The organism is Mesorhizobium sp. M1329 (genome assembly GCF_040318035.1).
Classification (GTDB): Bacteria; Pseudomonadota; Alphaproteobacteria; order Rhizobiales; family Rhizobiaceae; genus Mesorhizobium.
Window position 1 is genome coordinate 87,798 of the sequence record NZ_JAMYLN010000005.1, and the last position, 20,443, is coordinate 108,240.

Genomic DNA, 20,443 nt, shown 5'->3' on the forward strand with positions numbered 1-20,443 from the left:
GGGGCGGGCGACCGCCCCTCTACCGGATCATGACTTTTCCCGTATCTGGGTCATTGTCCGCATCGGCGTAATCGCCTCGGGGTCGAGCCTGATCTCGATGATCGACGGCTTGCCGCTGGCCCGCGCTCGCTCGAAGGCCGCGGCGAAGTCGGCGGTCTTTTCCACCGTCTCGCCATGGCCGCCGTAAGCGCGGGCAAGAGCGGCGAAATCCGGATTCGTCAAATCCGTGGCGACGACACGGCCGGGATATTCGCGCTCCTGATGCATGCGGATGGTGCCGTAGATGCCATTGTTGACGACGATGACGATGATCGGCAGCCCGTATTGCACGGCGGTGGCGAATTCCTGGCCGTTCATCAGGAAACAGCCGTCGCCGGCGAAGGCAATCACGTCGCGGTCGGGGAAAAGCTGCTTGGCGGCGACCGCCGCCGGCGTGCCGTAACCCATCGAGCCGGATGTGGGTGCTGCCTGCGTGCCGAAATGCCGGAAGCGATGGTAACGATGTACCCAGGTGGCGTAGTTGCCGGCACCGTTGGTGAGGATGGCGTCGTCCGGCAGCATCGTTTCGAGATAATTCATGATCGGCCCCATCTGCACGGCGCCGGGGCCGCTCTCCGGAGGCGTCGACCAGTCGAGATAGGCGGCGTGCAGCTTCGCTGCCTCCGCCGCCCACACCGGCGTTGCGGCCGGCTTGCGTTTGGCAAAGGCTTCGACGAAAGCGGCAGGCGAGGCATTGATCGCCAGCGCCGGCCGGTAGACGCGGCCGAGCTCGCCGGCGTCGGCATGGATATGGACCAGCGTCTGGTCGGGGTAGGGGCTCTTCAACAGCGTGTAGTCGGATGACGGCATCTCGCCCATGCGGCCGCCGATGAGCAGTACAAGGTCGGCCTGCTTGATGGCGGTTGCTACTTTGGGATTGATGCCGATGCCGACATCGCCGGCATAGTTCGGGTGGAGATGGTCGAACAGCATCTGGCGGCGGAAGGAACAGCCGACCGGCAGCGACCAGGCTTCGGCTATCGTCCGCATCTGTGCAACGGCCTGCGCGTCCCAGCGCGTGCCGCCAAGGATGACGAAGGGCCGCTTTGCCTTGTTGAGCAACACGTCCAGCGCGTCGAGGTCGGCTTCGCCAGGCCGCGTCTCGACAGGGGTGTAATGCTGGGCTTCCGGTGCCTCGGCGAGGCTGGTCAGTATGTCCTCGGGCAGCGAGATGACGACCGGGCCCGGGCGGCCGGAGGTCGCCACCGAAAAAGCGCGTGTGACGAATTCGGGGATGCGTGCGGCGTCGTCGATCTCGACCACCCATTTGGCGATATCGCCGAAGAACCTGACGTAGTCGACCTCCTGGAAGGCCTCGCGCCCCTTGGCGTGGCTGGCGACCTGGCCGATGAACAGGATGAGGGGGACCGAATCCTGCATGGCGATGTGGATGCCGGCCGAGGCATTGGTGGCGCCGGGGCCGCGGGTGACGAAGCAGATGCCGGGCCTGCCGGTCAGGCGGCCATGGCAGTCGGCCATCATTGCGGCGCCGCCCTCCTGGCGGCAGACGATAGTGCGGATCGGCGAATCATGCAGCGCGTCGAGCACCGCCAGATAGGATTCGCCAGGTACGCAATAGATATGGTCCGTTCCGTTGGCTTCGAGCGCATAGACGATGAGTTGTCCGCCGGTCTTCATTTTCCTGACCTCTCCAGTTCGGCAAGGATTTCTTCGGTGTGTTCGCCGAGACGCGGCGACGGGCGCTCATAGACCAGTGGCGTGCCGGACATGACCATCGGCGCCCGGACCGAGGGCAAGAGATTGCCATGGCCGTCATCGAGGTCGAGCCGCATGCCTCGCGCGATGGTCTGGGGGTCGGCAAACATCTGGCCGATGTTGTTGATCGGGCTGGCCGGCACTCCGGCGGCTTCGAGCCTGGCCAGCAGCGGGTCGCGATCGAAGGCTTTCAGCGCCTCGATCATGTGCTCGCGCAACTTTGCCCGGTTGGCGACGCGGGCGGGATTGGTGGCGAAGTCAGGGTTCGACGCCAGCTCGTCGAGGCCGACGGCAGCGCAGAACTTTGCGAACTGGCCGTCATTGCCGACCGCCAGGATGATGTGGCCATTCTTCACCGGCACCACTTCGTAGGGCGCGATGTTCATATGCGCATTGCCCATCTGCACCGGCGACTGTCCGGAGACGAGATAGTTGAGGTTCTGGTTGCCGAGCGTCGAGATCTGGGTGTCGTAGAGCGCCATGTCGATATGCTGGCCTTCGCCGGTCTTCTCGGCATGGCGAAGCGCCGCCTGGATGGCGATGACCGAATAAAGCCCGGTGAAAACATCTGAAATAGCGACGCCGGCCTTCTGCGGTTCGCGGCCGGCTTCGCCGGTGATCGACATCATGCCGGCCATGCCCTGGATGATGAAATCATAGCCGGCACGCGGCGCATACGGTCCCGACTGGCCAAAACCGGTGATCGAGCAATAGATCAGCCGTGGGTTGATTTTCCTCAGGCTGTCATAGTCGAGGCCGTATTTCTTAAGCCCGCCGACCTTGAAGTTTTCGATCAGCACGTCCGATGTCGCGACCAGCCGGCGCACCGTCTCGGCGCCCTCGGGCGTCGAGAAGTCGATGGCGATGGAGCGCTTGCCGCGGTTGCAGGAATGGTAATAAGCGGCCGAAAGGTTCTCGCCGTCATGGCCGATGACAAAGGGCGGTCCCCATTTGCGGGTGTCGTCGCCGCCGTCCGGGCTTTCGACCTTGATCACGTCGGCGCCGAGGTCGGCAAGCAGCTGCCCGGCCCATGGCCCGGCGAGGATACGTGCGAGTTCGATGACGCGGATGCCTTTGAGCGGAGGCTCAGTCATGGATCACCGTGGTTGATCGAAAGCGCAGCCTCTATCAATCCCGCGCGCCGCTGTCACGGCCCTTGCAATGGGCCAGTATCACTGTGCCCTCAGCACGCGGTCGGCCCAGGCGGCAAAATCCTCCATGATGATGTCTCGGTTGATCTCGTTCAGGCTTTCGTGGCGGGTTTTGGCGTAAACCTTTGACACGAGATTCGAAAAGCCCATCATGTGCATTCGGCCGGCAAGATGGCTGACCGCCTTGCCGCCGTCCGAGGCCGGATCGTGCTCGCCTCCGACCAGGTTGACGGACAGGTCGCGCCGCACGCCGGAAAAATTGCTGTCGCTGCCGCAATGCAGCGTCATCTTGACGATGTCCTGCCACATCGACACCGACGCATCCCAGCCGCAAAGCGGGTCGGCGATGTATTTCTCGACTTCTATGGCATCGCGCGACAGCCAGTCGAACGGCGTCCGGTGATTGGGCACGGCCTTGCCCCAGGCCCGGAACGTCAGCCGGGGCAGCAGGCGCGACGGCACGTCTGAGCCAAGCCGGAACTTTTCCCAACCAAGCATGCCCAGCGCGATTTGGCCGAGCAGTCCGGCCGAGAAATTGCCGTTCCAGATCGCGGCGGCGTGGATGCGCGCCGAGTGGCGGAGAACAAAGTTCAGTGCGACCGACGCGCCCAAGGAATGGCCGAAGACGATGACCGGCAGGCCGGGCCGTTCCGTGGCGATCAGATCGTGGACGGCGGCGACATCGGCGATGACCTTGGCGCCGCCATCCGCATCGGCGAACCTGCCGGGTGGCGCGTCCGGCGCCTTGGTGGCGCCATGGCCACGGTGGTCGTGCGCGTAGACCTGGTAGCCGCGCTCGCCGAGGAAAGCGGCGAAGCGGGCATAGCGCGCGGCGTGCTCGGCCAGTCCGTGATTGATCTGGATGACTGCGCGCGGTTGGCCGATGGCGTGTTTCACATAAAGGTTGAGCTCGGCGCCGGTCGGCGATGCCAGCATCCTCTGCTCGTCAAATGGCATGTCTCGCTCCCGTCGGCGACTGTTGGGCGACGCAGCGATCGACGTCAAGGGACGGTGCCCATTCGGCCGCAGTTGACAGCATGCTGTCAATGTGATTGCATGACAGCATGCTGTCAAATGGTCAGCAGCAGATTGGGGATATGACTATGAAAACCACCGGGGCCATTTCGCGGCGTGCAATCTTGCTGGCGGCCTTCGCCTTTACGACGGCCACCCTGCTGCCAGGGATTGCTGCGTTCAGTCAGGAAACCAGGGAGATCACCATGATGACGTCCACCGTTCCGGGCCCGCAAGGCCAGCTTGCCACTTATAGGATCAACGCCGGCAATGGCCTGCCGATCATGTTCCTGCATGGAGATTGCAGCCGCGCTTCCCACTGGGACCGGGTGATGCAGCTCTCCGTCGAAGGCCGCGAGGCGGTAGCCTTCGATTTTCGCGGCCATGGCGCCTCCGCGCCGGCGCAGGACGGTGACTATGGCTATGACGGCCGTGCAATGGATGTCGGCGCCGTGGCCGACGCGTTTGGCCTGAAGCGGTTTCTCATTGTCGCGCACAGCGGCGGTGGTGGCGTGGCGCTCGCTTATGCCGCCAGCCATGCCGTCCGGGTCGCCGGTGTCTTGCTCGTCGACCCGGCGACCGATCCTCGTGCGCTGCCGCAGGCGATTCGTGACGGCTTTGTCCGCGATCTGGCCGGTCCGCAAGGCCGCGATGTCCTGAACGCCTACTACACGTCGATTGCCGGCCCTAACGCGGCTGTTCGCCAGCGTGTTCTGGCCGATGCGGCAGTGGTCGATCCGGCGGCGAGGGCAGGTGTCGGCAAGGCACTGGCCGAATGGAACTCGGAGCCGGCACTCAATGCGTATCGCGGGCCGATGTTCGTATTGGCTACCGAGGCTAGTGACACTCCAGTCGCGCTCTACCGGCTGCGCACGGACATTCCGCGCCAGATCGTGGCGGGCAGCGGCCATTGGGTGATGCTCGACAAGCCCGAGGTCGTAGCCGAAGCCGTCAACAATTTCGTCGCGACCATCGAGGCCGGCCAGAAATGACGACCAGGACCGAAGCCGCAAATGTGCTCACCGATCTGGTGCTTGCCGTGTTCAGGCTGAACGGCAGTTTTCTGGATGCGGCCGACCGGCTGGCCGCTCCAACCGGGCTGACGGCAGCGCGCTGGCAGGTTTTGGGTGCGGTTTTGAAGGAGCCGAAATCCGTGGCCGACATCGCCCGCGACATGGGCCTCGCCCGTCAGAGCGTACAGCGGCTGGCCGACATACTGGCTGCGGAGGGGCTTGCTGCCTATGCCGACAACCCGGCGCATCGCCGCGCCAAGCTGTTGTCGATAACCGATACCGGCTGGGCAGCGGTCAAGAATATCGGCACACGCCAGCATGTTTGGGCGAACCGCGTTTCGGAGGGTATGGACGCCGACGCGCTGAAAGCCTCGCTTGATCTGCTGCGCACCCTGACAGAACGGGTGGAGGCGGGCGGATCCTGATCGACTACGCGAGAGCCGTCTCAATGCGCTGGCGATTGTTTTTACGGCCGGCGAAAGAAATCGTAATTCTGACATGTCGCAAGTTTCTAGCTTGCCGCGTGAATCACGAGGAGTGCCGGAATGCGGATTTGGGCGATATGGGGGGCGGTGTTTCTTGCGTTTGCTGGCGCAAGCGCGGCGCGGGCCGATGTGAAGATGACCGGCTCTTTCGTCGCCGATTCCGCCTGTCCGGCAACGCAGGCGATCAAGAGCGGCAAGAACCCCGGCAACATATCGACTGCGGCTGGCCAGAGCTACGATCTGCTGGCCGGCAACAAGGACGCGCCCACGCACTATCTCATTCGGGTGCCGGGCGCCGATCCGGAGCGCCGCTGGGTCAAGATCAGTTGCGGCCATGTTTCGGGTGGCAATGCGTCGGCGATGCCGGCTGCACCGGCACCTGCCGAGCCGAACAAGCCATCGGCGTCCGGAAAGCCGGAATATGTCTTCGCGCTGAGCTGGCAGCCGGCTTTCTGCGAGACCAAATCCAGCAAGACCGAATGCCGGGCGCAGACCGCCGCCGGTTTCGATGCGACCCACTTCACCTTGCATGGGTTGTGGCCGCAGCCGAACGGAAATTTCTATTGCCAGGTCGCGGCAAGCGACAAGGCGAACGACGATCCAGCGCACTGGCGGGATTTGCCGCCGGTCACGCTGGACCCGAATACGCGAGCGGAACTCGACCAGGTGATGCCGGGCACCGCATCCGCCCTCGAAAGGCATGAATGGATCAAGCACGGCACCTGCTACGGCAAGAGCCAGCAGGAGTATTTCGCCGACGCCTTGAACCTGATGCGCGCGGTGAATGCTTCGCCGGTGCGCGATCTCTTCACCAGAAGCATCGGCAAGCAGCTTACGTCCGATCAGATCCGCAGCACCTTCGACAGCGCGTTCGGCAAAGGCGCGGGCGACCGGGTCCGCGTGTCCTGCGTGATCGATCCTTCGAACGGCAGGCGGCTGATCGGCGAGCTGACGCTCGGCCTGACCGGCCCGATCGCCTCGAACGCTTCGCTCGGTACCCTGCTGCTTGCCTCGGCGCCGACAACCAAGGCCGGCTGCCCGAAGGGCACGGTCGATGCCGTCGGGTTCCAGTAAACAGGCCGAACGCGACTGTCGCTTTGCGCCGGGGATGGTATGATCCCGCGGGTATCATTCGCAGGGGGTGGCGATGAGTGGCATGACGAGCGGCGCGCTGGCGCGGCTGGCGTTCTGGGCCAAGGGCATGACGGCGATCCGCGACGGCCATATGGAATGGCCGGGCTTTTCCTACTCCGAAGTCGAGTGGGTGCGCATGACCACGCTCGCCAAACCCGTCGGCGGCGGCACGTACCAATTGTTCACGCTGGTCAACGCGGCGATCTTCATCGCCATTGCCGCGCTCGGGATCTTCTGTGTCTTCCTGCCGCTGGCGGCGCTGCTGTTCCCGGTACCGGCCGAAACCAGTGCGCTCAAGTTTTCGCTGCTCCTGGCGGCATGCGCCTTCCTGATCATCGGCATCGGCCTGCCGATTTCGCTGCGTCTTTCGGCCGCGCTGGTCGCGCCGAAGGCAATGCGGGCCGCGCTTGTCGCCGTGCCCGGCGACCAGGCGCTTGCGGCAAAAGTGTCATGGCAGATCAACCGGATCACGCTCGTGCTCTGCGGCCTGTTGGTGCCGGGCATCCTTCTGTTCATCGCCTACGATATCGAAGCCGGCCCGATTATTACCGCGTTGAAATGGCTGGCGATCGCGCTGGTGGCGGTTTCGGTTGCGATCGGCGGATGGCAGCGGCGCAAACAATCCTGATTGCCCCAAGCAAAGGCCAGAGTAGCGTTACGCGCCGGCGCTGCGCTCCGGCCTAGTCCATGTGTTGCGGCCGTCTGCTTCGCTGCCGCCCGGTTCGCCGACAACGCGATCGCGCCCCGTCGATTTGGCCTTGTAGAGACGCTGGTCGGCGAGCGCGAAGAGATCGGCAAGGCAACGGGTGGTCTCGCTGACCGTCGAGATGCCGGCGCTGACGGTGATGTCGAACCGGCTGGTGCTTGCGGACGTCTTGACCGCTTGCCTGACGGTTTCGCCCAGCAGCCTGGCGAGCGGCTGCGGACGCCAGCCGAGGATGGCGAATTCCTCGCCGCCGATCCTGAACAGTTGATCTTCGGTCCCGACAAGTTCGCCAAGCAAAATCGCCAGGGCTTTCAGCACCTTGTCGCCCTCGGCATGGCCGAAGCGGTCATTGATCGATTTGAAGTGGTCGACATCGATGATCAGCAGGCTGAGCGGCCTGGCGGTCCGCAGGCTGGTTGCCACGGAGGCCTCGCCTTCGCTGTCGAAGCGACCCCTGTGCAGCAGGCCGGTGAGGCCGTCGCGACCGACGTGCTCGACCAGCGCTTCATAGCGCTCGCGATAGGTCAGCGTGTCGAAAATGTCGGAAAGCCCACGCGGCGCCGGCACCTGCCGTGCCTCGAACCACCTGATATAGGCGACCAGCATGGTGCTGTAGATCAGGGCCGCTGCCATCTTGGCGAACCAGCCGCCGAAGAACACCGCCACCGGCGCACCGGTGACGAAATGCAGCGCCGTGAAAAAACCTGCCTGATCGAAGGTGAGCACGCAGGCGACGGAGACTAGGATTCGGGTGAAAAGCGCCTTGCGCAGATATTTGCCGAGCTTTTCATAGAGCAGGATAATCAGGATGGCGTCGACGAACAGCAGCGTCGTGCCCCACACCATCAGCCAGCCCATCTCGTCGATAAAGCCGATGTCGGGAAGCTTGCCGTCGGGCAGCGGTGCGATGTCGTGCAGGCGCAGGATCAGCACGAGCCCGATCATCAGGGTATTGCCGAGCAGCAGGCCGTAGATCGGCTGGCGGACGGTTGCCGCGTCCTCCTTGATGTAGAGCAGGAGAAGCATGACCAGCTTGCCGGAAAACAGCACGGCCGAACCCGGCGATACCATGCCGAACGGTAGCGCGACGTAGAAGACGCTGGCGAGATAGGTTTCCAGGAAATGCATGACGCCAAGGGCGCAAACAAAGACGCCGAGGCCGATGCGGCCCCTGAACCGAAAAAGCGTGACCATGATGCCGAAATAGAGAACCGCTTCGGCAAAAAGCAGGAAACTGTTCAGCACGGCCCGATCTCTCTCCCCGAAATCGCGGCTGCCAGCGATTTCCCATCCAACACTGTTTTGACGCGGAATGGTTAACCGGAGCTTTCGCCCGGGCGCCGGCACGAAATGAAGCGGCTAAGCGTTTGCGGGTGCGACCAAATCCGCCTGGGGGCGGTTCATCGTTTCACTGAAACGCTGAACCGCCCCATCTTTTTGTTTTTGACGCAATTCCGGACGGAAAACCGTTTCACACTTTTCCTGGAATTGCTCTAGGGCCAAAACTGTTTGCCGTTCGGGGCCGCATCGCTTACATAGCGCCCAACTTCCATTCAAATCCGACATCAGTCGACTTTTCAGGGAAAGCGCGCGTGGCACGCCAGTTCATCTATCACATGGCCGGCCTCAACAAGGCCTACGGCACCAAGAAGGTGCTCGAGAACATTCATCTGTCCTTCTACCCGGACGCCAAGATCGGCATCCTCGGCCCCAACGGCGCCGGCAAGTCGACGATCCTCAAGATCATGGCCGGCATCGACAAGGAGTGGAGCGGCGAGGCCTGGCTGGCCGAGGGTGCTACCGTCGGTTACCTGGCGCAGGAGCCGGCGCTCGATCCGAACAAGAACGTGTTCGAGAACGTCATGGAAGGCGTCGCCGCCAAGACCGCCATCATCGAGCGCTACAACGAATTGATGATGAACTATTCCGACGAGACGGCGGACGAGTCGGCCAAGCTGCAGGACGAGATGGACCGGCTCAACCTCTGGGATCTCGAACAGCAGGTCGAGATGGCGATGGAGGCACTCGGCTGCCCGCCCAAGGAGGCCGACGTCACCAAGCTGTCGGGCGGCGAGCGCCGTCGCGTCGCGCTGTGCCAGCTGCTGCTGCGCCAGCCTGACCTTCTGCTGCTCGACGAGCCGACCAACCATCTCGACGCCGAGACGACGGCGTGGCTGGAAAAGCATCTGCGCGCCTATCCGGGCGCGGTGATGATCATCACCCACGATCGCTACTTCCTCGACAACGTCACCGGCTGGATCCTCGAGCTCGATCGTGGCCGCGGAATCCCGTACGAAGGCAACTACACCAAATATCTCGAAGCCAAGGCCAAGCGGCTCAAGCAGGAGGGCCGCGAGGACGATGCACGCCAGCGGGCGATCGGCCGCGAGCGCGAGTGGATCCAGTCGAGCCCTAAGGCTAGGCAGACCAAGTCGAAAGCCCGTATCCAGGCGTTCCAGGATCTGCTGGATGCAGCCGACAAGCGGCGTCCGAGCGACACGCAGATCGTCATTCCGCACGGCGAGCGGCTCGGCAATGTGGTGATCGAGGTCGAGGGCCTGTCGAAGGGCTTTGGCGACACGCTTTTGATCGACGATCTCGAATTCAAGCTGCCGCCCGGCGGCATCGTCGGCGTCATCGGCCCGAACGGCGCCGGCAAGACGACGCTGTTCCGCATGATCACCGGCCAGGAAAAGCCCGATGCCGGCACCATCCGCGTCGGCGAGACGGTCAAGCTTGGTTATGTCGACCAGAGCCGCGACGCACTCGACCCGACCAAGACCGTCTGGGAAGAGATCTCGGGCGGCGCCGAAGTGGTCAAGCTCGGCAAGTTCGAAGCCAACACCCGCGCCTATTGCGCGTCGTTCAATTTCCGCGGCGGCGACCAGCAGCAAAAGGTCGGCAATCTCTCCGGCGGTCAGCGCAACCGCGTGCATCTGGCCAAGATGCTGAAGACCGGCGGCAACGTGCTGCTGCTCGACGAACCGACCAACGATCTCGATACCGAAACGCTGGCCGCACTTGAAGACGCGCTCGAGAGTTTCGCCGGCTGCGCCGTCATCATCTCGCACGATCGCATGTTCCTCGATCGTCTGGCGACGCACATCCTCGCCTTCGAGGGCGACAGCCATGTCGAATGGTTCGAAGGCAATTTCGAGGATTACGAGCAGGACAAGATCCGCCGTCTCGGCCCGGAAGCGGTCAACCCGCACCGCATGACGTATAAGCGGCTGACGCGGTAAGACATTTACAGGGCGGCGAATTCTCAAATGATCTGAGGAACCAAGATGGCCGACTGGTCCGCCGCCCTCTACCTGAAATTCGAGGATGAGCGCACCCGCCCGGCGCGCGATCTCGTTGCGCAGGTGCAGGTGCCGGCACCGCGCAGGGTCGTGGACATTGGCTGCGGGCCGGGCAATTCGACCGAATTGCTGGTCGAGCGCTGGCCGCAGGCGCAGATCAGCGGCTTCGATACCTCGCCCGACATGATCGAGAAGGCCAAGGCGCGCCTGCCCGGCGTCAGCTTTGCGCTGGCGGATGCGGCGGCGTGGCAGCCGGCCGAACCAGTCGACGTGATCTTTGCCAATGCGGTGTTTCAGTGGCTGCCGGAGCATCCGGCGGTCTTCCAGCGGCTGATGGGATTTTTGGCGCCTGGCGGCGCGCTTGCCGTGCAGATGCCGGACAACATGGCCGAGCCTTCGCACCGGCTGATGCGGGAGACCGCGGCCGAGATGCCGTTTGTCGAAAAGCTCGAGCGCGCGGCCCGCGCGCCGCTGCCGCCGGTCGCGTTCTACTACGACCTTTTGTCGCCATTCTCGGATCGGCTCGATATCTGGCACACGATCTACAATCATCCGCTGGCCGATGCCGAGGCGATCGTCGAGTGGGTGAAGTCGACGGGGCTGAAGCCGTTCCTCGATCCGCTCGACGAAAACGAGCGGCTCCTTTTCCTGACGCGCTACACGGCCAGGATCAGCGAAGCCTATCCGAAAACGGCAAGCGGCAAGGTATTGCTGCGCTTTCCCCGTCTCTTCATCGTGGCGCGGCGTTCTGCTTAGAAGCTCTTAGCTACACCCAAAAACAGCCAGCAGCGGGTGCTTGACCGGCTTTCGCCGTCATGCGCATCTCACTGGGGCACGGCCCTTCATGGGCCATGGGGGGTGGATGATGACACTGAAAAAGATGGTTTTCGGCGGCAGTATTTGTGCGGCCGCTATGCTTGCCTTTTCGATATCGGCGCAGGCCAAGCGAGCGCGCTGCTTCACCAGCGATGACGGCTATTTCTCCTGCAGCTACCGGGCGCTGGACGATGCCGGCAGCTTTCGCATCTCGGCGCCGGGCTATCCGACTTACGTCCTGGAGATCGACGGGCCGGGTTTTGCCTATGGCTATGTCAATCTCGGCCGCCGCAACGTGCCGCTGCCCGGGCAATTCGTGCGGAGCCGCGATGACGGTGCCTGCTGGAACAACCCGCAGACCAATACCAAGCTCTGCGCCTGGTAAAGACTGTTTCCAGGGACTTGATTTAAGCCGGCATAAACTGGCTAGGTGCAAAAGAGGTTGCGCCGAGCTTTTTGCGGCGTCGACATGAAGCCGCAACGCCTGCGCACGGGACGAACTGGAAATGCATCGCGTCATCATCAGCGGCATCGGCGTTGAGATCCCCGAAGCTTCGATCACCAATGAGGAACTCGTCGCCAGCTTCAACAGCTGGGTGGACATGGAGAACGTCCGCCGCGAGGTATCGGGCGAGCCGCTGCTGCAGAAATCGGACAGTGCCTTCATCGTCCATGCCTCGGGCGTCCAGACCCGCCATGTCATCGAACGGGAGGGCATCCTCGACCCGAACCGCATGGCGCCGCGCTTCCCGGCGCGGCCCGACGATGCGCTGTCGCTGGAGGCCGAGTTCGGCATCGCCTCGGCCAGCAAGGCGCTCGATCATGCCGGGCTGAAGCCCGGGGATATAGACCTGGTGATCTGCTCCGCCTCGCACCATCAGCGGCCCTATCCGGCGATCGCCATCGAAATGCAGCAGGCGATGGGGACGAAAGGCGCCGGCTTCGATATGGGGCTTGGCTGCTCGTCGGCGGCGGCGGCATTGCACATCGCCGTCAACCTGGTGCGGGCAGGGGCGCATAAACGCGTGCTGGTGACGACGCCGGAGATCATCACCGGCCATCTCAATTTTCGCGACCGGCAGACGCATTTCATCTTCGGCGACGCTTCCGTGTCGATGATCGTCGAGGGGCTCGCGCAAGGCGAGAAGCGGCCGGGGCGCTTCGAGGTGCTCGACACGCGCGCCTGGACGCAGATGTCGAACAGCATCCGCACCAATCTCGGTTATTACACCCGCGCCACCCAGGACGATCCGTACATGATCGATCTGGAAGGCAATCTGATCAAGCAGATCGGCAACAAGGTGTTCAAGGAAGTCACGGTCGCCGGCCACAAGTTCATCGTCGAATTCCTGGCCGAGCACGGGCTGACGCCGCAAGCGATCCGGCGCTTCTGGCTGCATCAGGCCAATGCGCGGATGAACGCCATGATCCTGAAACTGTCGTTCGGCCATGACGTCGATCATGACCGCGCGCCGATGGTGCTGGAGCGCCTCGGCAACACCGCCGCCGCCGGCGCAATCGTCGCCCTGTCGGAGAACCATGCCGATATGAAGGCCGGCGACTATGGCCTGCTCTGCGCCTTCGGCGCCGGCTACTCGATCGGGGGCGCGCTGTTGCGCATGCTTTAGACTCGTTGTCCCAAAACCGCTGTGCGCCCTCGGTTCAAGCCCGAGGGCATGCTTTTGGGCGACATGCATTAGCTCGGCGCGAACGGAACCAGCATCGGAACGCGCCTGGCATAGTCGTCGTAAGCGCTACCCAGTTCGCTGCGCAGAAAACGCTCCTCCAGCCTTGCCTTCATGATGATGCCGGCGGTGAGAAGGGCGGCGCCAGCGATGCCCCAGAGGGTGCCTTTCGCCGCCATGGTGGCGAGGATTGCCAGAAGCAGCCCGGTGTAGATCGGGTGGCGGACCAGCCGGTAGGGGCCGCTGTCGATGACGCGGTGCTCTGCCTTGGCGGTGACCGTGCCCGACCACAGGCGGCCGAGATGCAGCCGCGCCCACCAGGCAAATGCCAGGCCGGCGGCAATCAGCGCGACGCAGATCCACGCTTCGGCAAGGTTCGGCGTCCAAAGCCTCAGCGGGCCGGCGTAACCGTGCGCCGGGATGAAGAGCAGGATCGTGCCGACCACCAGCACGGCCCGGTAGGGCAGTTCGGCCTCGAAGCCGGCGCGTTTTTCTGCCCGGTCGGCCCAGAAGGCGGCCGCGGCCCATGAGACGACCCAGAGCAGCCAGAGCTGCGCGATTGCCGATGCGGGATGCACGATAAACCTCCGCAGGCTTAACCTGACCGATATTATCAACCGATGCAGCGCGGCAGCAATGCGGCACGCTTGTGCAAGGGCTCGATTCAACCAGGACGCTGGTGGTGCCGACCCGTATCAGCCGTCTTGATTGGAGCATCAACGCTTTCGACTGGACCCTATAAATCGACTTCGGCTAATTGCATCCCGTCGCTAGGAATGAGACCAATGCCGGATCTGTTTCCCGCAACCGAAAATCCAGTCGAGATCGTGCCGGCGCGAAAACTCGCCGCCAGGGTGGCGGCGCTCTATCTCGCATCATTCGATCGTTTTGAGACACGAGCGGTGGATACGCTGCAGCTCGGCTTCGACGGTATCGAAGGCGATTTCCACGCCGGCACGACGCGGCGCTCCGGCGGGCGGGAACCCTGGTATCCGCGCGGCACCGAGATGCGCAACGAACGGCAATTGTCGATCGTCGCGGCGGACGAACTGGCAATCGTTGCCGAACGGATGGGCATTACCGAGATCAAGCCTGAATGGATCGGCGCCAATCTCCTGATCGAAGGCCTGCCGCACCTCTCGATGCTGCCATCCGGCTCGCTGCTGTTCTTCAAAGGCGGCGCGACCGTCAAGATCGACGCGCAGAACGGGCCTTGCCGGATCGCCGGCCGATCAGTCGCCGAAAAGGCCGGGATGGCCGACCACGAGGCCGGCGCGCTGCTGTTCCCGAAGGCGGCAAAGCGCTTGCGCGGGCTCGTCGCCTGGGTCGAGAAGCCCGGCACGATCACGGCCGGCGAGGAGATATCGGTGCGCGTGCCCGAGCAGTGGATTTACCGGGCCTGAAGGTGAGTCCAGGCAAGGCGGTGTTGCCAGTCGAAGCCGCGTTCCTTCGTACCCCTATATCCTGCAGGGCAGAGGGGCACTGTCCCTGGACCTCTCAAAACCCATGCTGAAACGAAGTCGCGATTCAATGCTGAAGGCGAGCAACTTTGTTCTTGCTTTGTGCGGGCAGCTATGCTACTAATTTGGGTATGGTGCTAATTGGCTCCAACGACCCGCCTCCCGAGGCGGGTTTTTTGTTGCCGACCTGACGTCGGCGGGACAGAGGGGGCGCCGCAGAACTCGACGCGTCTGCTTGCCGTCCTCTACGCCTCATCCTCATCGTCGAGCAGACGGGTGGCACGCCAGCGGGTCAGCGCGATGTTGGTTTGTTCGATGACGAAGAAGCGCGCGGAATCGCGGTCATAGCCGTCGGCGAGCAGCTTTTCGTAGTCGGTGTGGGCGTGACGAATATGCGCAATCGTCGCCAGCCACACGGCAATGCTCGGCGGCAAGCTCTTCATGTGCACGGCGCCGGCATCGGCACGGATCTTTTCCATGTCGGCATAGGGCGCCAGCGGCAGAAGCGCTGTCAGCGCCTTGGCGATGGCGCGGCGGCGGCCGGTCGGGGCGCTCACCGCTCGTCCGATCTGGACGTCTCGTTCCGCCCAGCCATGGTCGCCTCGGCGAAGGCATCGGTCGAGGCGAAATAGGGCTTGATGTCGATGACCGGCGTGCCGTCGAGCACGTCGATGGCGTCAAGCTCGACGCGGCCGATGTCGATGTCGAGTGTAACGAGCTTGGCGACATGCAGCCCAATTGGGTTCGGCCGGGCAGGGGAGCGCAGCGAAAAGACGCCTTTCGGCTCCGTGGCATGGCGGGGTTTCTGGACAATCAGTTGCCGCGGCGCATGGTGCAGCCAGGACAGGATGATGACGTGGCTGGCGCGTTCCAGCCCAAGCAGGCCGTCCCGATAGAGCGGATCGATCGTGAGAGCCGCCGGCTGTCCCGTCTCCCGCGCGGCCTTCATGTTTTTGGGGCAGGTCTCCCGCGTAATCCAAGGCGAAGCGATGCGGCCGATGAAGACGATGTGGCCATCCGGCGGCATCGTTGCCGGGTCGGTTTCCAGAAGCTTTTCGCCGCTGCGCGTTTCGAACATGGGTCTCGCCTCGATCATGCTTGCGGGCTTGCGCGGTCCGCGACGCATGCGTCATTTTCTTGTCCGGAAGCGACATAGCGCTTGCAAGCCTATCAAAACCGACATAAACATATGTTTATATCTTTTCAAAGAGAATGCTCGCATGCATGTCGCTCTCGACACGATGGTAGATACATTGAAGGCGGCTGCCGAATCCAGCCGGCTGCGCATATTGGCGCTGCTGTCGCGCGGCGATCTGACGGTGTCCGATCTCACCGAAATCCTCGGCCAATCGCAGCCGCGCGTCTCGCGCCATTTGAAATTGCTGCTGGAGGCAGGGCTGATCGGCCGCTACCAGGAGGGCTCGTGGGCGTTCTTCCGGCTATCGGATTCCGACTCCTCGCGCGATTTCGTGCTGAGGCTGGTTTCCGGCATCCGCGGCGCCGATCCGCAGGTCGAGCGTGATCTCGAACGGCTGGCCGCGGTCAAGCGCAAGCGGCAGGACCGGGCTGCCGAATATTTCTCGGTAAACGCCGCAAGCTGGGACCATATCCGCTCGCTGCATGTGCCGGACCGCGCGGTCGAGGCAGCCCTCATCAAAGTCGTCGGCAAGCGGCCGTTCCAGTCGATGCTCGATCTCGGCACCGGCACCGGACGGCTGCTCGAGATCTTTTCGCCGCTCTATCGGCGCGGCGTCGGCATCGACATGTCGCGCGAGATGCTGACTGTGGCGCGCGCCAATCTCGACAAGGCGGGCGTTTCGAATGCGCAGGTGCGCCAGGGCGACATTTTTGCGCCGCCGGTCGAGCGCGACGCCTTCGACCTCGTTACCATCCATCAGGTGCTGCACTATCTCGACGATCCCGCCCGCGCCATCCGCGAGGCGGCGCGGCTGTTGCGCCCGGCCGGCCGGCTGGTGATCGTCGATTTCGCGCCGCACACGCTGGAGTTCTTGCGCGAGGAGCACGCGCATATGCGCCTCGGCTTTTCCGACCGGCAAATTGGCGACTGGTTTTCCGAGGCCGGCCTCGACCTCGAGGACAGCCAGGAATTCGAGCCGCGCGGCGGCAACGAGGCCAAGCTCACCGTCAAACTCTGGCTCGGCCGCGATCGGCGCATGCTGATTGCCGAGCCTTCCAACGACAGACAACCGGCCAATGCGTATCCGATAGGGGAAACCGCCTGATGAACCAGTTCCGCTTCTCCCGCCGCCCCGACATCGGCGACAAGGTCAGGGTTTCGTTCGAGTTCTTTCCGCCGAAAAACGACGACATGGAAGCAAGGCTGTGGGACACGGTCACCCGGCTGGAGCCGCTCAGGCCGAAATTCGTCTCGGTCACCTATGGCGCCGGTGGTTCGACCCGCGAGCGCACGGCCCGTACCGTCAAGCGCATCCTCAATGAAACGACGCTGACGCCGGCGGCGCACATGACCTGCGTCGATGCGGCGCGCCACGAGGTCGATGCGGTGATCCGGGAGTTCGCCGACATGGGCGTCAAGCGTTTCGTCGCCCTGCGCGGCGATCCGGCCGAGGGCGTCGGCGCGGCCTACCGGCCGCATCCGGAAGGCTATGCCAATGGCGCCGAACTGGTCGATGCGCTGAAGGGCGCCGGCGATTTCGACATATCAGTCTCGGCCTATCCGGAAAAACATCCGGAAAGCCCGGATTTCGCCACCGACTTCGACATGCTGAAGCGCAAGGCCGACAACGGAGCGACGCGGGCGATCACCCAGTTCTTCTTCGACAACGATCTCTATGAACGCTATGTCGAGCGGGCACGGCGGGCCGGCATCTACATACCGATCGTGCCGGGCATATTGCCGGTGCACAATTTCACCCAGGTCGCCAACTTCTCGGCACGGTGCGGAGCCTTGGTGCCGGCATGGCTGGCCGAGCGCTTCGATGGGCTGCAAAACGACCCGCAAACGCATGCGCTGGTGGCGTCTGCCGTGGCGGCCGAGCAGGTGCTGGACCTTGTCGAGCGCGGCGTCGGCGATTTCCACTTCTACACGATGAACCGGGCCGATCTGGTCTTTGCCATCTGCCACATGATCGGCATCAGGTCGCACGAAGTCGAGGCGGCGGGATCCGCCGCGGCGTAAAGCGGCAAGCTCCTTTTTGAAATGCCAAAGATCGGGGAATGCAAAAGGCCGGGCAAAATGCCCGGCCTTTTCAATGATTTGGAGTATTCGGTGCTGGTCTTCCCCCGCTCAGCGGCCTTATGGAAGGACGCCCATAATGAGGGCGCCGATGAATGCAAACGCAGCACAAATCATCAATGCGTTGATCGGCCTCGTCAGTCCCATGTCATAGCCTCCTCTTAAAGAGCTATGGCGAGAGTCTAGGGTCATTTGTGCCACAGGCAAGCAGAAACTTTGCTGCAATGCGACGAGATTGTGGAATTTGCGACCTGCCGTTTGCCGTTAGGCATTGAAACTCTTTGTCAAAAGCCGGCTCGGGACCTGTGAATAATTTGTGGCAAAGCCGAGGCAGCAACGAGAATGGCAGCGCTACCGCGCCAGAAATCGGAATCGATTTCGGAACGAACGAAGATTCGAAACGTCCTTTGCACGTCCAGCCGGATGCTGGACGCTACATGACGCGAAGGGCAACCAGCAGCGCGGTGTGAGGATAGCCCGGACTTGAATATGCTGCCAATTGGCACTATATTGCCTGCCAAGTGTTGGAGGTCGGAATGAGTGTCGCTTATGCTGTTCGCGATCCTGCAAATCAGGCTTTGCCGGCAAATCTGGCGGATGCCTCGGCACGGGCGCGGATCACGCCAGCTGCTGTTGCCGGCATCGTCAGGCTCGCAGACATCTGGCATCTGACCAGCACCGAGATCTGTGCCTTGATCGGCGACGTGTCGGAGAGAACCTGGTTCCGCATGAAGAAGGGCGAATGGGAGGGCGTTCTCTCCCAGGATTCGCTGACACGCATCAGCGCCCTGATCGGCATCTTCAAAGGACTGCGGCTTCTGTTTTCCGAAGCGCTTGCCGATGAATGGGTGCGGTTACCGAACAAAGGGCCTCTTTATGGTGGCCGGCGCCCCCTGGACCTGATGATCGAGGGCGGCATTCCGAAACTGCTGCAGGTTCGCCAACACATCGACGCCTTGCGCGGTGGACTTTGAATGCAGATCCCGCCGCGCGCTGACATTTCCCAGCGCGACACGATCCGGCTGATTTCGACAGGCAGGCTCAAGGAACCGGTCCTGATGCCGTTGGCCAGGAATCATGGAGATTTGGAAGACCTTGCGGAGCTCGAAGGAGCCACCAGCGGCCGCCTTCAGGCGCAGCAAGGGGGATTGCCCGACCTCGATCCGCGCGAACTGGTGTTCGGGAGGCCAGGCTACACCTTCATCAATGCGGCGTTCGCTTACACCCGTCCGGGCGGCAATCGTTTCAACGATGATGCCAGGGGCGCTTGGTACTGTGCGTTCGATGCGGAAACTGCGCTCGGCGAGGTCTCGTTTCATCTGACGCGAGAGCTTGCCGCGATCGAACGGTTCGAAAACGTCACCGACTACGCGGAGCTCGTTGCCGACTTCATAGGCTCGTTTCACGATCTGCGCGGTGCTGAGTTCAGCAAGGACCCGGTGCTCGATCCGGATACCGCCTTAGCCTATCCGGCCGGTCAGGCGCTGGCGAAACAACTCCGCAAGCAAGACGCCGCGACCGGTCTTGTGTATCCTTCCGTGAGACATGTTGGCGGGACCTGCCTTGCCGCCTTCCTTCCCGATCTCGTTCAGAATCTCCGGCAAGGCGGTATCTGGCGTCTGGAATGGCAGGGTTCATCTGTTCCCGCGATCACGCCCATATAGCGCACGATCGGAAGCGACAACTTCGCTGTGCCATCTCTAACGCCGCCCGAACAGGCGACCGTCGATGGTGACGAGGCCGAGCGCGATCAGCGCCATGCCGCCGAGTTCGAACAGTTCGAGCCGCTCGCCGAGGAACAGGAAGCCGAGCAGGATGGCACTGGCCGGCACGATCAGCGTGACCAGCGAGGCGTTGGTGGCGCCGGCCGAGGCGACAAGGTTGAAATAGAGGATATAGGCGAAAGCCGTCGACAGCAGCGCCAGCGCCAGCACCGCCGCCCAGACCGGCGGCGAGGCCGAAAACAGATTGGCGGCATCATAGGTGAACAAAACGACCGGGATCATGATGATGGTCGAGCAAGTCAATTGGCCGGTGGCAATGACCGGTGACGGGACACCCTTGAAGCGGCGGGCAATCATCAGCGCAACCGCATAGGAGACCGAGGCACCGATGAGCGCGAATTTCGCCCAGACCGGGCCGCCGAGCCCGGCGACAAGGCCGGGACCGATCATCACCGCCGTTCCCGCGATACCGAGGGCGATGCCGGCGAGCTTGTTCCACGACAGCTTTTCATCACTGGTCAGGGCGTTGGCGAGGATCAGCGTCCAGAACGGCGTCGTCGAATTGAGCACCGAGGCGACACCGGCGCCAAGCTCGGTCTGGCCGGCAAAGATCAGCGAGAAAGGGATGACGTTGTTGGCGAACGCCAGCAGGAAGAACAGGCCGGCATGCGGCAAGGCGAGGCGAAACGACGGGCCGCGGACCGCAAGATAGAGCTGCAGTGCCGCGGCCGCGATGGTGACGCGGAACAGCACCAGCACCAGCGGCGGAAGTTCCGCCACCGCAATGCGGGCAAAGAAGAACGAACCGCCCCAGATGGCGCCGAGCAGCAGAAGCTGCGCCCAGTCTTTGAGCACCATCGGACCGCGCACAGTGTTGGTGGCAGCTATCGCCATTGGTCGTCCTCCCAGACGAGATGCCTTGCTCGTCAGGCATCTGTTCACGCCATATCCGATCCGGCCGCAAGGGCCACCCAAAACCTG

General features: G+C 63.1%; 21 protein-coding genes. 13 read left to right on the top strand and 8 right to left on the bottom strand.

What is annotated here, in order from left to right:
* Window positions 1-27: 27 nt before the first annotated feature.
* The 3 genes from NKH21_RS06715 to NKH21_RS06725 form a co-directional block, all read right to left on the bottom strand.
* Window positions 28-1,677, bottom strand: a complete 1,650-nt coding sequence (locus tag NKH21_RS06715; protein WP_352863656.1) for a thiamine pyrophosphate-binding protein — start codon at window positions 1,675-1,677, stop codon at window positions 28-30.
* Window positions 1,674-2,849, bottom strand: a complete 1,176-nt coding sequence (locus tag NKH21_RS06720) for a CaiB/BaiF CoA transferase family protein (RefSeq protein ID WP_352505567.1) — start codon at window positions 2,847-2,849, stop codon at window positions 1,674-1,676. Before NKH21_RS06720 ends, NKH21_RS06715 begins: the two co-directional genes overlap by 4 nt.
* Before the next feature lie 78 nt (window positions 2,850-2,927).
* On the bottom strand, window positions 2,928-3,863 hold the full coding sequence (locus tag NKH21_RS06725; protein WP_352564426.1) for an alpha/beta fold hydrolase: 936 nt from the start codon (window positions 3,861-3,863) through the stop codon (window positions 2,928-2,930).
* Window positions 3,864-4,009: 146 nt separating this feature from the next.
* On the opposite strand from NKH21_RS06725, the gene NKH21_RS06730 reads away from it, so the two are divergent.
* From NKH21_RS06730 to NKH21_RS06745, 4 genes are all read left to right on the top strand, one after another.
* Entirely contained in the window at window positions 4,010-4,912 is a 903-nt protein-coding gene (locus NKH21_RS06730) for an alpha/beta fold hydrolase (protein WP_352863659.1), read from the top strand.
* Complete coding sequence (locus NKH21_RS06735) at window positions 4,909-5,358, top strand: MarR family winged helix-turn-helix transcriptional regulator (protein WP_352665954.1); 450 nt, start codon at window positions 4,909-4,911, stop codon at window positions 5,356-5,358. The genes NKH21_RS06730 and NKH21_RS06735 overlap by 4 nt, the downstream gene beginning before the upstream one ends.
* Window positions 5,359-5,478: 120 nt before the next feature.
* On the top strand, window positions 5,479-6,492 hold the full coding sequence (locus NKH21_RS06740) for a ribonuclease T2 family protein (RefSeq protein WP_352564431.1): 1,014 nt from the start codon (window positions 5,479-5,481) through the stop codon (window positions 6,490-6,492).
* A 73-nt stretch (window positions 6,493-6,565) separates the two neighbouring features.
* The gene (locus NKH21_RS06745) at window positions 6,566-7,180 is read left to right on the top strand and encodes a hypothetical protein (protein WP_352564433.1); all 615 of its coding nucleotides are present in this window, start codon (window positions 6,566-6,568) and stop codon (window positions 7,178-7,180) included.
* A gap of 27 nt (window positions 7,181-7,207) precedes the next feature.
* Here NKH21_RS06745 and NKH21_RS06750 read toward each other — a convergent pair whose 3' ends face one another.
* On the bottom strand, window positions 7,208-8,503 hold the full coding sequence (locus NKH21_RS06750; protein ID WP_352564435.1) for a GGDEF domain-containing protein: 1,296 nt from the start codon (window positions 8,501-8,503) through the stop codon (window positions 7,208-7,210).
* Window positions 8,504-8,850: 347 nt separating this feature from the next.
* Here NKH21_RS06750 and ettA point away from each other — a divergent pair, with 347 nt between their 5' ends.
* From ettA to NKH21_RS06770, 4 genes are all read left to right on the top strand, one after another.
* Window positions 8,851-10,500 carry an energy-dependent translational throttle protein EttA gene (gene ettA, locus NKH21_RS06755; protein WP_352453385.1) on the top strand — a complete coding sequence of 550 codons (1,650 nt, stop codon included), beginning with the start codon at window positions 8,851-8,853 and terminating at the stop codon, window positions 10,498-10,500.
* Between the two features lie 45 nt (window positions 10,501-10,545).
* Window positions 10,546-11,316, top strand: coding sequence for a trans-aconitate 2-methyltransferase (tam, locus tag NKH21_RS06760; RefSeq protein WP_352564437.1), 771 nt, complete (start codon window positions 10,546-10,548; stop codon window positions 11,314-11,316).
* Between the two features lie 109 nt (window positions 11,317-11,425).
* The gene (locus NKH21_RS06765) at window positions 11,426-11,761 is read left to right on the top strand and encodes a hypothetical protein (RefSeq protein ID WP_352564439.1); all 336 of its coding nucleotides are present in this window, start codon (window positions 11,426-11,428) and stop codon (window positions 11,759-11,761) included.
* 121 nt (window positions 11,762-11,882) lie between these two features.
* The gene (locus NKH21_RS06770) at window positions 11,883-13,004 is read left to right on the top strand and encodes a beta-ketoacyl-ACP synthase III (protein ID WP_352564441.1); all 1,122 of its coding nucleotides are present in this window, start codon (window positions 11,883-11,885) and stop codon (window positions 13,002-13,004) included.
* A gap of 68 nt (window positions 13,005-13,072) precedes the next feature.
* Here the strand turns inward: NKH21_RS06770 and NKH21_RS06775 are convergent, their stop codons facing one another.
* Window positions 13,073-13,639, bottom strand: a complete 567-nt coding sequence (locus NKH21_RS06775; RefSeq protein WP_352564443.1) for a methyltransferase family protein — start codon at window positions 13,637-13,639, stop codon at window positions 13,073-13,075.
* Between the two features lie 207 nt (window positions 13,640-13,846).
* On the opposite strand from NKH21_RS06775, the gene NKH21_RS06780 reads away from it, so the two are divergent.
* On the top strand, window positions 13,847-14,464 hold the full coding sequence (locus tag NKH21_RS06780) for an MOSC domain-containing protein (RefSeq protein ID WP_352564444.1): 618 nt from the start codon (window positions 13,847-13,849) through the stop codon (window positions 14,462-14,464).
* 302 nt (window positions 14,465-14,766) lie between these two features.
* Here the strand turns inward: NKH21_RS06780 and NKH21_RS06785 are convergent, their stop codons facing one another.
* The gene (locus tag NKH21_RS06785) at window positions 14,767-15,078 is read right to left on the bottom strand and encodes a DUF2293 domain-containing protein (protein ID WP_352564446.1); all 312 of its coding nucleotides are present in this window, start codon (window positions 15,076-15,078) and stop codon (window positions 14,767-14,769) included.
* A complete protein-coding gene (tsaA, locus tag NKH21_RS06790; protein WP_352564447.1) occupies window positions 15,075-15,599 on the bottom strand; it encodes a tRNA (N6-threonylcarbamoyladenosine(37)-N6)-methyltransferase TrmO in 525 nt (174 codons plus the stop codon). The genes NKH21_RS06785 and tsaA overlap by 4 nt, the downstream gene beginning before the upstream one ends.
* Before the next feature lie 142 nt (window positions 15,600-15,741).
* Between tsaA and NKH21_RS06795 the strand changes: the two genes are divergently transcribed.
* From NKH21_RS06795 to NKH21_RS06810, 4 genes are all read left to right on the top strand, one after another.
* The gene (locus NKH21_RS06795) at window positions 15,742-16,764 is read left to right on the top strand and encodes an ArsR/SmtB family transcription factor (RefSeq protein ID WP_352564449.1); all 1,023 of its coding nucleotides are present in this window, start codon (window positions 15,742-15,744) and stop codon (window positions 16,762-16,764) included.
* Entirely contained in the window at window positions 16,764-17,681 is a 918-nt protein-coding gene (metF, locus tag NKH21_RS06800) for a methylenetetrahydrofolate reductase [NAD(P)H] (RefSeq protein WP_352564450.1), read from the top strand. Before NKH21_RS06795 ends, metF begins: the two co-directional genes overlap by 1 nt.
* 593 nt (window positions 17,682-18,274) lie before the next feature.
* The gene (locus NKH21_RS06805; protein WP_352863665.1) at window positions 18,275-18,712 is read left to right on the top strand and encodes an antitoxin Xre/MbcA/ParS toxin-binding domain-containing protein; all 438 of its coding nucleotides are present in this window, start codon (window positions 18,275-18,277) and stop codon (window positions 18,710-18,712) included.
* A complete protein-coding gene (locus NKH21_RS06810) occupies window positions 18,713-19,402 on the top strand; it encodes an RES family NAD+ phosphorylase (protein WP_352665950.1) in 690 nt (229 codons plus the stop codon).
* A gap of 36 nt (window positions 19,403-19,438) precedes the next feature.
* Here NKH21_RS06810 and NKH21_RS06815 read toward each other — a convergent pair whose 3' ends face one another.
* Window positions 19,439-20,356: a DMT family transporter gene (locus tag NKH21_RS06815; protein ID WP_352564454.1), complete on the bottom strand. Its 918-nt coding sequence runs from the start codon at window positions 20,354-20,356 to the stop codon at window positions 19,439-19,441.
* Between the last annotated feature and the right edge of the window lie 87 nt (window positions 20,357-20,443).